Here is an 11832-nt window from a genome sequence, read left to right on the forward strand (position 1 = left end):
GCGGACAATCCCGTCCAGCGGGCGCCCGCGGCGCAGTTTACGCAGCGCGGTGTATTTTTCCTTATCGGGCTCAGCAGTCAGGCTGCCGCCATAAATCAAGACCGTGCGGTTGCCTTCCAGCCACTGGTTTTCCTGCAAGCCAGGAATCAGCTGTTCGATTGCTGCCTCATCGCCAGTGATTAACAACAGACGGGTTTTACGACGCCAGTAAAGGCCAATACGGGTGCGGAGATGCGTCCGAATCCTGTTACACATGACTACCGCAGGGTGAACAGGCGCTTTATCATTATCCCGTTGCTTTTTCTCATCATCACCGTTGGTATTGTCGACAAGCGCATTAAACTCCTGCTTACCGGCACTACGCACCGCCGCCAGAAGCACCACGGATACGATAAGGGCACAGCCTGAAATACATCCGCCGGCAATAAGCCAGTAAATTTGCTGCTGACTACCGTCTTCAATCCCGGCTATATCCGGATGCTTCCAGACCATGAGCGTCATAACGGCTAACAGCAAAAAGAAAATCAATGCGACAGCAAGATAGCGGCCTTCCGTAGTCTTCGGTGCTAAAGGTAGCTTCAAGGATCCATCTCCTGTCGGGAAGCAATCGGGGTAATGAGCGTGCTCCACAGCACATTCTGTGTGGTATCACCGCAGATAATCATCTGTGGTGACTGAGTTTGTCGGGCGATTTCAGTGGCGGCGGCGATAGCCAGCCAGGGGGCTGCGGCTCCGGCATGTCCCATGGAGATATCGAGCGAAATGACGGTTTCGTCCTCTACAGACTGCGCAGGGTGCGCATTCTGGCACTTAATAACTTCTGCACGCTGCTCACCTGTCAGCCCGGCGAGCCATAAATTTTTCACGATATTTTCTTTAAGCGGGACGTTATAAGCAGCCATGTTCATCCCCTCACTCAATTCACCGGTTGGAGCAGCATCTGGCCGGTGCAGCAACGCGAGAGGTTCAAGTGTCTTCTGGGTCAGGCGATTGCCAAGAAGCAGAGCAACGGCTGCTTCAGCAGTATTGTTTGAAATAACCGGATCAATCTGGAGACCAACAATCAATAACATTGCATCATCTTTAAAGCGGTGATCCAGCCAGTGGCTGACTACCCCCAGACCATTGCTGACTGTGTACTCAAACGCGCAGTTTATGCCACTCTCCTGCCAGGCTTCCTGCCAGATATTTCTGACAGCAGGGAATGGCAGAGATGACGAGACATTGAGGATGACAACAAGCGAAGCGTTCTCAGAAAACCGGTGAACGGGAAGATCAGCAATAAGCTCAGAGAACAGACGTGAGATGACCAATCCAGGAGTATCTTCTGGTTCTGCCGTAATACGGCTCAGCCTCCTGCTTTTTTCGCCTTTCCAGTCCGACTGCGAAATGATAATGCTGTGATTATTGAGCATATCATCAGCGACTGAACGCTGTTCATCTTCCTGGTGGGCTGTAATAAATGACGTATTCAACACCTGAAGCGCACGACGAGTCCTACGGGTTTCACTCAAGATCCATTGCTCCCGCCGCCGGTCAAAACCATTCGCTTTACTGTCCTGTAATGACCAGGCCCACATGCGAATAGTGAAACACACAATCCACACAACTAATGGTGTGCCAATGGTCAACATCCAGAAGTGACTGTTATCGATGTATCGTCCGAATATCCGCATAAGAATCACGCTGATGACCAGCATCGCCACCAGGACAGCAATCCAACGTGTTTTTTTTGGTGTGACCGGTCGTGGATAACATTCAGGGAGACGCTTTAGGGAATAAAACATATTTTCTCAGCCAAATAACTAAAATAAACTTCAAACACTATACTTAACAAACTTCAAGTTAGATGCCCCAGCAATTTTTTTGCAAGAGATCATCTAATAATCTAACTTGTGAAGTTATAATGTTTTGTTTTTTTTACCAGATTTTGACAGATGATATACCTCTTCAATTAAATATTTATTTTCATCCCAAATCAGGTGATATTCAAAATAATCCATATCAGCATCCGTATCTCCAAATCTGGACGACACCCCTATTTTAATTATAACCTCTTGACCATTTCTTGTAGTGCTGAGTATTTTTTCTCTATCAGCAATATGCAACGAGTATTGACCATAGACATCATAACCAATCCTGCTTGTAGATTGAGTGCAATACTTATTAAGTAATTTAATGTACTCATCTTTTGCCGGAAAACCAGTGTCTTCACTTAGATTTTGCGTAGCTTCTTCATTCCACTGCTCATAGTCACTTATAAAATTAATAACTGTCTGCTGAGGAGCCAATTTTGGATTTGAACTCATTGCAAATGCAGAAGATGTCATCAACATAAATATCACCGCCAGCAATTTTAAAAATTTCACAATTCATTCCTTATATGGGGAAATAATCTAATTCTTGTTTTTCATAATGGCTAGGCACATACAAAGTGTACTTAAAAGCAGGCTACCTAATGTTCTAAAATGCTATTAAACCTAGCTATTTTTTCTGCGTAACAGCTGAGTTCCTGTATCGACCCAATAACTAAGCAATATTTTCATCTTGCTCATGTTTACATATCAACGGTTTTTATTTGAAATTTTTAGTGACATAGCACAAGATTTTGGAGCATTATCGTCATTAATCACATTAATCACATTAATCAAATTACCCTCCTCCACCCTGACATTAACAAATTCATCGCCGCATGCGGGCATTACCTCTATAAATTTTTTACCCGCAGGGGAAAAAATAAATAACCTATAGATTTTATAGGTACTCATACCTTCATCCAGATGCCAAATACTAAAATCCTTATAGCCATCATGATTATAATCTTCAAATGTAATGTGATTTTTCTTCTCAGATGAAACATCTATGCTTTCTACATTAACCAGCTTGCCCGCATCTAAAATTGATACTACCAACGAATTATTATCCTTCAAAAAAACATTTGCAGAAATATTCTTTGCACTATTAACATCTAAAATGTCATTATCACAACCAAATGCAACCTTTGTAAAAAAACACAAAAGGAAAATAATATATTTCATGATAGTACCTTTAGATGTTTTGCGTGATATTACGGCAAAGCTTACACGAAACGTTAGCTAAGGATATCTGTTAAACTCCCACGAGCTATCTTTCTTGCAAGTCTCAAAGTTATTATCATCTGTAGGATCAAACTCTGCCCCTACTGGTTTCAGCTTTCTATTTGCAAGATTAAAAAACAACCCCTGATTGGTTTCAATATAAGCGAGATCCTTTCCCTTTATAAAATCAACGCCAAGAACACCTTCACTCACACCTTTTTCAATTCTTCTATACCTGTGTTCTAGGTCTACTAGAATCACATTAGTATCTTGTGGATTGCCCTCATTAATTACTTTCGGCTTACCCCAGAGAACCATTTTATCGCAACTGCATTTATCACTATAGCCATTGATACAGTGTCAAAGGTTAGAGTCTTTGTATGATTGTTAATGTCTACAGTTATTGAGTCATTTCCATTTAATGTAACGCCTGATGCATATACATTAAATGAAATAAAAAACAGGCAATTATTGTAGTAATCAGATTCATTTGTTAGTCCATCTAAATATGATATACTTTAATTATTCACTTCTGCGGCAGTGTCTCTAAAATAATATGCAATGTATTAATAAAACCTGTCGTTTTGAGCTTTATTCATTTTATCAACGAGATCCTAGTGGAAATTAGCATTACCACTGGGTTTTATTTAGCACATTCCTCAGCGTTTTTCTCATCCACAGATGAATTTTCGAGGTCTTTTATTTTAATTTTACCTGCAGCTAGTTTTGAACTAAAATATTTTGAGTAGCAAAAAACCTTGTCAGAGTAAAAATATACTTCTTCAGTTTTATCTGGCGTATCACCTTCTGACTGATATAAAGCCTCGGTCACATACCATTTAATATCTTTGCTATCTTTAATGATTTGCATTCTATCGACGCCAAGGCATGGTTCAGAATCTTCGGCATATCCAGTTTTATAATTCCTGTTGGGTATAAGATATTGATCATTAACTTTGAGCACTACGTTACATCGACTGTATGGCTCGTCTTTACCTGGTAGTCCTTCGCGATTAAAAACAAATGGATATGCGTTCCCTTTGCCTAACTTCTGGAAAATATAATAAGGCGGGAAACCGGTGTCAGGTGCATCATTTTGATATACTTGTGATAGGCCGTAAGGTTCTCCATCCTTGTAGGTATAGCTTTTTACTGCCGATGATATATCTACTTCATGCGCAGACGCGCCCAATGAAAAAAATAAATGGCACTAACAAAACCCAACATTATAATTGTATTATTCATAATTAACCACTCCCTCGCCCATACTGTTATTTTAGATTTTAGGATTGGATTTTTAATTTACATCAAATGAGATGCATTCAAGAGGCTTCAATGTTTTTTTAGATAAACCTTCACCAGAATTCGTTACAGCGCCATATCCCGAACCACAAAGAGCGTTATTGCCGTGAATCAAACAAAAATAAATACTTTCACCGACACTTCCATCTTTCAACTTGGCCATACTGTTAACAACCATAAACCCAGTTGAATTTTTACGTTTAACCTTCATTAAGGATAGATGACTAGGCTTCCCATTCTTTATATATGTTTTATCAGGAGCTGATTTCCAATCTTTGTTTTATAATCATCAATAATTTTATTGTCTGAACTGCTAACATTAAGACCTTTACTGTTAACCTGCTGACTATCATACCCGGCCTCGAAAGCCTCTCCTGAAAATAAACAGTTCCATTCAGATATAGGGTCTTTTTTCTCGAAATATTCATCATCAGTTAATTTTTGATATTTATAGCCACTAAAATGCACATTACATGAATCGAAGCTAGATGATGAAGAAACATCAGTATTAGAGTCGAATTTCTAATTACTGATGAACTTCTATCGTTAACAACTGATGCAAATGCAGATGTCATAGAGAAAGAACTGACACTAAGAAAAAATGACATGCAAACTAATTTCATAGGAATCATCCTATGCTTGCCCCCTTTCAGGGAAGTACTGTTGGGTCTATCGCATAGTGAATTGAATAAAAATAACAAGAATCCAAAAATTATTAATTCGGTTTGATAAGCCCCCCCCCCAACTCACCCAGTGTTTTATTACCCGAAAAAAGATTTTTGCATTTACTGTCAATTACAGCATCATCTTTATCTTCTGGGAATACAACCTTCATTTTCTTTGCTATATCCCACACACCCGGAAATGAATCAGCCGCACAATCTAAATCGTTTGGAGCAACATATTTCCCATTAACAGATATTTTCCCTAGATATATTGAACCACCAGGGTAAAACAAACTATTTTCATCTGGCTCAGATGGGGAGTTACTCCAAAACCCCTTGCCAGACAAAAGGTTTTTATTCCCATTAAACCTGGAGACTATCGCCTGATATGATCTAAATTGAGCATCAATCACAACCAATGCCAGAACTAATTTTTTCTCAAAATTCACATCTATAATAGAAGAAACTGCATTGTTAAAGTATGGAATCGAATGAATGCGGATTGACTCTCCTTTACAACCTATAAGCTCCTTAACATCAAGATATTTATTTCCTGATGCTATAAGCACGCCTACATGATCACTAGTTAGAGAAATACCTCCAGCACCAGAGAGTAATGAATCATTCCAATTATCTATTTTGCATGAGTAGTCCGTATTTAATTTGTCATCGTGAACAATTACAGATCCAGCTTTATCCTTATCAAAATGAATACTTACACCATCAGTATCAATTGTGTTGTAATATCCCGCCCAAGAACTAAAAGCCGTAGCACCAAGCATCATAAACAAAAATGAATTAGTTTTAAACTTCATCATCAATCACCTCTTTTGCTTTTTTAGTAGCTATTTTCCTTTCTGTAATCCCTTTATCTGCACCATTTATACCTTTAGTTACTTTCAAAATAATGCTGTCATCATCAGGTTTCCCAAACTTGTCCTCATCCATAATTTTGAGAACTTTAGATTTGAAACAGGCTATGAAAAAACCACCCGTATCAATACAGTTATATGCACTCTCTGTCACTTTCTGAGGGTCCTCTATTTTTGGTGGATTTTTCTTCATGCCGGCTGCATTTTTTTTCTTGTACTCCGGGTCATCCCACCAATATTTATCGAAGTCACTTTTTGACAACCAACCTCAATATACCCAATAGCTTGAATATGTGTCCAGGCCAGTTAGCATTTTAAACCCCCTACCTCTGAATTTTTGTGCATCAACATCTCCACAGTTACCGTTAATCCAGCTATAGGAACCTGTGATGTACCCTCCACGGGAATTGTATTTTTTCCCGGAGAAATAGTTATCTTTCTCGGTTTCAATAGCTCCGTACCAATGGCCTAACTGAGTAGCTTCATTAAATGTTGATGCTTCAACAATGACACCGCCTTTCTGAACGCCATCGACAATAATCTGTTGCTGGCTGGTTTCTTGCATAGACAACAAATAACCTGATTCTACTGCACCTTGTCCTAAAAAATGACAAATTCTGTTTGCATCAGATAAATTATACTTTCGCATAATTTTATTTATGTCCGAATAGTACTCTGATGTAATATTTTCAATGCCTTCAAGAGATTTTTTATTTTTTTTACTGGTATTCGCCGCCATTACTTTTTCTATTACACCACAGCCGAGCCAACTGCATGCCCTAAAATGTCGTATTAATGCTTTTGGCTCAAAATGCCACAACCGACCAGAACGAAACACTCCAGAATCAAAGCACAGCGCTTCTGCATGAGCTTTAAATTTTGCGTAATCTTCTTCCGTCATCGGATCATGCTCTTCACTACCCGTTTTCAGCCACGAGAAGCGGGTGTCGATTGTGCTTTTTTCCCATTCGAACGGGTAATGACAGATTAGCTTCCCACACTGGTTTTCATACTCACCGCTTTCCTGTAGTTTCTTGATAGCGGCTGAATTACACTGGCTGTCGCTGTCACTATCGTCATCGACCAACTGCCAGCCCGTCCAGTGAGGGAAATCAGCGTCACTAAATTTTTTAATACCGGAATCAGCAAGATTGACTACCCCCTTTCCCCCCGGGTAACTGACCGTCATCCATAATGGCGCATCTGCCGGCACCAGCGTTTCATGCTCAGTATTGATTACCCGTCCAAAACGAAGTAATTCGAACCCGGCACTTGGGCTCTCCTTATAATTCCGCATCGCGGTTTTATAGAGATTATATTCGTAGTCTTTGCCATCAGCATTCACCAGTGGCTCGCCCAGCAGATCATATTTCCCGTCAACCTGCGTATTTTTCTGCCGCGTTACCATCGTGCAGCTGCCTTGGGCCAGAGTCATGCTGGCATACAGAGGCACCCTGCTGGTATAGAGCTCAGAAAGTCCGGTGATAGACGTGCTGTTATCTGCTGGGGCCTTGTCATAAAACTTTGTCTGCGGAGGCAGATAAAAGTGAATATCACCGTAAACCGCATCGGTGCGGCCATTCTTCGAAATATCCAGCTCTCCTGTTTTCCTGCCCGTCAGCTTGCTGATGTTGTCGTCATCGCAGAATATCTGAAAGTGGAACGCATTCACTCCATCCACCACCCCGGGAGTACCCAACGGATCTTTACGATAAACTTTCTCACCTTCCTTAACAGTTTCAGCCAGCGACTTCAGGTGCATGTAGAGGGAGTAGAAAACTACTTTTGCTTCATCACCGCTGCCGATCTCAGTTTCATGCTTTATCAGCACATAACCATCATCACTGCCTTTAGAGTTCGGCTTATCAGCATTGTGATTCAGTGGTGCCTGATCACGTTTGTCGGAGCTATTACGCAGTGAAACGACGGTGCCATCTGCAATCGCCCGCACTTTCTCCGCAGGCCTTCCCTCGTCAGTGTGATGGATATGGATCCCACCATGCCACGAGCCATAGATGTTTACCGGAAAATCACGACCATCAACAACGGTCATCACTCTCTCAATCCAGGCCACATCAGTTTCATGAGCTTCTTTCGCTTTAAGAAGCGGTGGGCTGATAATCATAGACTGACTCCTTGTCAGGAAAATATGAATTTACTGGAAGGTTCTGTGGTTTCAGCAGCCACATTCGGAAAGTCTTCTTGTTTGCTGGCCTTTTCTTTTCGCCCGTAGTGCCCGGCTTTAGTCCGGTACTCACCCTGAGTGGCAGATTCAATACCATTGGCATCAAGGGTGATATAGCTTCCACCCCCGTTGATCGTGACCTGCTTCCTGGCAATAATTTCGATACGATCTTCAGTACTGACGACGCTGATTTCTCCACGAGCGATGAGCTCCATCAAATCATTCTGTGCCTGGATCTTCACCGGCCCCTGGTTCGCGATGAGCTTGATCCCCAGCTTGCGAACAAACACACTCAGGGCATTACCTACCCCGATGAACAGATTTTTCACCACGCTGACGTCAGCATTTCTACCGGCAGTGGCTATCAGGTTCTCACCAGCAGATACCTGCAGATGCTGGCCGCTGGTCAGCGCCATTCCATCCGGTGAGCTGAGCAGCAGTACCGATTTTTTGAGGTCCGTCAGCTGCTGTTCCAGCAGTTTAATTTGTGCCTGAAGATCGGCCGGGTTCGCGGTCGCCTTCTGCGCGTCATCGGAGATGGACGTCATCTGCTCCCGGGCATCCTCCAGATTGCTGACCGCCGGCTGCATTTCCAGCACCTGGCCCTGTGCTTTCGTCTGGCCATCAGCGCTGATAAACATCCCTTTCTGTGCCCGGATGGCGCCCCAGCTGTCGGTTCTGAGCTCGAAACCCTCCCCACGCTTCTGCTTTTCGCTGTCGACCAGGTGTCCCAGATTCAACTGGCTCTTGCCGCCGTACTCGGTGCTGACCTTGACATGCTCTTTTCCGCGCTCGTCGTCGAGGCGGATTTTGTTGTTCGCAGGCGTGCGCAGCACGTTGCGTTTGTAGTTGCGGATGGTGACGTGGTCGCCGTGCGCCGAGTCGTGCAGCACGCCGGCGATGTACGGCCGGTCCGGGTTACCGTCCTCAAAGCCAATCGCCACTTCGGTGCCCGCCAGCAGCGGCAGGTGCAGACCGTAAGTGTCGCCAGCATACGGGCGGGACTGGCGCACCCACAGGCTCTCGAACCCGGTTTCCCGGTTATCCCGGTCAAACAGCATGTTGACGCGATAGCGGCCGTCTTTATCGATGTGGCCGTAGGTGTCGTTCTCGGTGGTGCTGGTGACGCGGGCCGGTAATGTGCCGGCCATCACCGGGCGTGAGCCTGGCTCAGGACGGAAACTAAAATCCGTGCTGTCCGGGATCCCGTCAAAATGCACTTCAAAATCCCGGTCACGCCGCGCATGGCTGCGCATCGCCGTGATGACTACGCCCTGAGCAAACACCTCGGCCACTTCATACCCACCGGTGACGTTGAGCATCTGGCCCGGAGAGAGGGTCGGGCAGCTGGTGGTGGCATGGGTCCGGGTCTGGCCATTCAGGTAGCGCTCATGACGAATGCGGGCATAGAACGCCCCCGACTCCGCAGCCGGATTGCGGTCGTACGCATTACCCTGGGTAAGGTAGTTGTCCCCCCAGTGGTAGGCATCCCCGCAGGTGGTAGCATCCCCGCGGGTCACATCAACCTCGGTATTCATGTCATCCGTGGCCTGGCGGTAGTTGTAGTCGCGGGTGCTGACCTGCTTCTGTACCACGTTATGATGGCTCTCCATCCCCCACACCGCGTCCACTCCGTCTGAATGCTGGCCAGACGGCGGCACTGAGGGCAGCGTCAGGCCTTTTTCATACCCCTGCTGACCGTCGTAAAACTCCACGACGTCGATGTTCAGGCGCGTATCCGTGGTAAAGCGGAACCAGATGCCGACCTCACCCAGCAGGCGGGTAATGAAGCGCAGGTCATCCTCGCCGTACTGCATCACCTGCTCACGGCGCGGGTACTCTTTTGAGAGCGAGAACAGGAAATCCTGACCGCGCAGGGTGTGACGCTCGCGCAGGATTTTTTCCACAATCTGCGGGACCGACATGTCCTGATAAATGGCGTTCTGGTGTGAACGGTCGAGCAGCGCCAGGCGTGGCTGCAGCGTCAGGGCATAATGGGTTTCATCTTTAGATGTACCGAGGCGTTCAAAGCCGCTCACCACGCCCTGAAGGGTGCGCACCGCCTGCTGTATTTTGATGCCGTAACCCTGGTCAACCGGAGCCTGCAGCGTCAGGGAGGCCGCTTTCATCAGCATCATCTCTTTGCTGATGGCATGGTCAGAGCTGGTGAATTCAATACGGTAGCTGAACGGCCGGCTGAGCGCCTCATCGCCTTCAAACGCCAGCACATTAAGCCCGGCTTCACATCCCTTCACCGACAACTGATGATGGCTGTGGCTGAATCTGATCGGGAGACGGGTGTTCATGCGTTATCTCCTTCAGTCCGGTCAAACTCCAGCCCGATCCCCTCTTCCTCGCTCCAGCTCAGCCATAGCGACTGTGGTTTCTGTCTGGCGGCCATGTGTCTCAGCAGTTGCTGACTCAGCACCGGCAGAATCTGCTGATTGAGCAGGCTGTCGACGTTGCGTGCGCCGGTATCCGGCAGCAGGCAGGCGGCGGTCAGCGCGTCATACAGGCTCTCATCAATCTGCGTGGTCAAACCGTAGTGACGATGTAAGCGTTTGCTGACTTGTGACAGCTTCATTTCCACGATGATACGCATGGCGGCCTCAGCCAGCGGGCGATAAATCACCGTCTGGAAACGGGCCAGCAGCGCCGGCTGGAAGTGGTCGCGCAATATCGGGCGCAGCAGCTCGTGGAGACTGCTTTCGCTGGCCTCCGGCTGTTCGTCCAGCAGTTGCATCAGATGGTCGCTGCCGAGGTTGGAGGTCATCAGAATAACGGTGTTACGGAAGTCGATTTCACGCCCTTCGCCGTCGCGCATAAAGCCGCGATCAAACACCTGATAGAACAGGTTCATCACGTCGCGGTGCGCCTTTTCTACCTCATCAAGCAATACCACGCTGTACGGGCGCTTGCGTACCGCTTCGGTGAGAATGCCGCCCTGACCGTAACCCACGTAGCCCGGCGGTGAACCTTTCAACTGGGAAACAGTGTGCGGCTCCTGATACTCGGACAGGTTGATGGTAATCAGCGATTTTTCACCGCCGTACAACACATCCGCCAGCGCCAGCGCGGTTTCAGTTTTACCGACGCCGCTCGGGCCAACCAGCAGGAATACGCCCTGCGGGCCGTTCTCTGACGTGAGTCCGGTCTTCGCCGCGCGCAGGCGCCGGGCGATGGCGGTCAGCGCCACGTCCTGCCCGACCACACGCTGGCCGATTTCGTTTTCCAGCGTTAGCAGTTCGGTTTGCTCGTCTTTCATCAGCGAAGACAGCGGGACACCGGTCCAGTCGGCAATTACATTCGCGACGGTGCGGGTGTCCACATCCACCTGAACCAGCACATCGCCCTGCTGCGCCTGTTCGAGCCGCTGTTGCAGGTCGGAAATCTCAGCCTGCTGGCTGATGTCCTGGCGGCTGGCCGTCAGTTGCTGTGCCAGCGCCTTTTCGTGGCTGAAACGTGCTTCCTGCTCTTCGATGCGCGTCTCCAGTTCAGTCCGCTGTTGCTCAATGGCACCCAGGCGGTCATCATGACGGTTGCTGCCGGCGGCGATATCTTCGCAAAGCGCCTGCGCTTCCAGTGCCAGCGCGGTCAGTTGCGCTTTCAGGCGTACAATTTGTTCTGGCACGGTATCAAGACTCATGCGCACACGTGCGGCGGCGGTATCCAGCAGGTCAACCGCCTTGTCCGGCAGCTGGCGGCCGGTCAGATAGCGGCGGGACAGCGTG

The 11832-nt window shown here is 46.7% G+C and carries 11 protein-coding genes and 1 pseudogene; all 12 read right to left on the reverse strand.

The features are described 5' to 3' along the window. Window positions 1–582: pseudogene (locus FT726_RS24005) on the reverse strand (type VI secretion protein VasK); the annotation flags it as partial. Beyond that, a complete protein-coding gene (locus tag FT726_RS24010) occupies window positions 579–1787 on the reverse strand; it encodes a hypothetical protein (protein WP_346303570.1) in 1209 nt (402 codons plus the stop codon). The gene FT726_RS24010 and the pseudogene FT726_RS24005, both read right to left, overlap by 4 nt. Before the next feature lie 114 nt (window positions 1788–1901). Continuing rightward, on the reverse strand, window positions 1902–2369 hold the full coding sequence (locus FT726_RS24015; RefSeq protein WP_346303571.1) for a hypothetical protein: 468 nt from the start codon (window positions 2367–2369) through the stop codon (window positions 1902–1904). Between the two features lie 195 nt (window positions 2370–2564). Further along, window positions 2565–3038, reverse strand: a complete 474-nt coding sequence (locus FT726_RS24020; RefSeq protein WP_346303572.1) for an XAC2610-related protein — start codon at window positions 3036–3038, stop codon at window positions 2565–2567. A 57-nt stretch (window positions 3039–3095) separates the two neighbouring features. Further along, a complete protein-coding gene (locus tag FT726_RS24025) occupies window positions 3096–3395 on the reverse strand; it encodes a hypothetical protein (protein ID WP_336698012.1) in 300 nt (99 codons plus the stop codon). A gap of 325 nt (window positions 3396–3720) precedes the next feature. Then, window positions 3721–4041 carry a hypothetical protein gene (locus FT726_RS24030; RefSeq protein WP_346303573.1) on the reverse strand — a complete coding sequence of 107 codons (321 nt, stop codon included), beginning with the start codon at window positions 4039–4041 and terminating at the stop codon, window positions 3721–3723. Between the two features lie 333 nt (window positions 4042–4374). Continuing rightward, entirely contained in the window at window positions 4375–4590 is a 216-nt protein-coding gene (locus tag FT726_RS24035) for a hypothetical protein (RefSeq protein ID WP_346303574.1), read from the reverse strand. A gap of 504 nt (window positions 4591–5094) precedes the next feature. Then, on the reverse strand, window positions 5095–5862 hold the full coding sequence (locus tag FT726_RS24040) for a hypothetical protein (RefSeq protein ID WP_336698008.1): 768 nt from the start codon (window positions 5860–5862) through the stop codon (window positions 5095–5097). Further along, complete coding sequence (locus FT726_RS27690) at window positions 5849–6178, reverse strand: hypothetical protein (RefSeq protein ID WP_407075088.1); 330 nt, start codon at window positions 6176–6178, stop codon at window positions 5849–5851. The genes FT726_RS24040 and FT726_RS27690 overlap by 14 nt, the downstream gene beginning before the upstream one ends. 6 nt (window positions 6179–6184) lie before the next feature. Continuing rightward, window positions 6185–8041, reverse strand: coding sequence for a M23 family peptidase (locus tag FT726_RS24045; RefSeq protein WP_407075089.1), 1857 nt, complete (start codon window positions 8039–8041; stop codon window positions 6185–6187). Window positions 8042–8055: 14 nt separating this feature from the next. Continuing rightward, window positions 8056–10407 (reverse strand): type VI secretion system tip protein VgrG, encoded by a 2352-nt coding sequence (locus tag FT726_RS24050; protein ID WP_346303575.1) that lies wholly within the window; start codon window positions 10405–10407, stop codon window positions 8056–8058. Beyond that, on the reverse strand, window positions 10404–11832 hold a 1429-nt coding region (locus tag FT726_RS24055), incomplete at its 5' end, for an AAA family ATPase (protein ID WP_346303576.1). The genes FT726_RS24050 and FT726_RS24055, both read right to left, overlap by 4 nt.

It is taken from the genome of Pantoea sp. Morm (assembly GCF_016643525.1).
GTDB lineage: Bacteria > Pseudomonadota > Gammaproteobacteria > Enterobacterales > Enterobacteriaceae > Pantoea > Pantoea dispersa.

Excerpts from the sequence above, each read along its gene's own strand:
- FT726_RS24050 (WP_346303575.1), bottom strand. The coding sequence starts at position 10,407 with ATGAACACCCGTCTCCCGATCAGATTCAGCCACAGCCATCATCAGTTG.
- FT726_RS24040 (WP_336698008.1), bottom strand. The coding sequence starts at position 5,862 with ATGATGAAGTTTAAAACTAATTCATTTTTGTTTATGATGCTTGGTGCT.
- FT726_RS24025 (WP_336698012.1), bottom strand. The coding sequence starts at position 3,395 with ATGGTTCTCTGGGGTAAGCCGAAAGTAATTAATGAGGGCAATCCACAA.
- FT726_RS24020 (WP_346303572.1), bottom strand. The coding sequence starts at position 3,038 with ATGAAATATATTATTTTCCTTTTGTGTTTTTTTACAAAGGTTGCATTT.
- FT726_RS24045 (WP_407075089.1), bottom strand. The coding sequence starts at position 8,041 with ATGATTATCAGCCCACCGCTTCTTAAAGCGAAAGAAGCTCATGAAACT.
- FT726_RS24035 (WP_346303574.1), bottom strand. The coding sequence starts at position 4,590 with ATGAAGGTTAAACGTAAAAATTCAACTGGGTTTATGGTTGTTAACAGT.
- FT726_RS24010 (WP_346303570.1), bottom strand. The coding sequence starts at position 1,787 with ATGTTTTATTCCCTAAAGCGTCTCCCTGAATGTTATCCACGACCGGTC.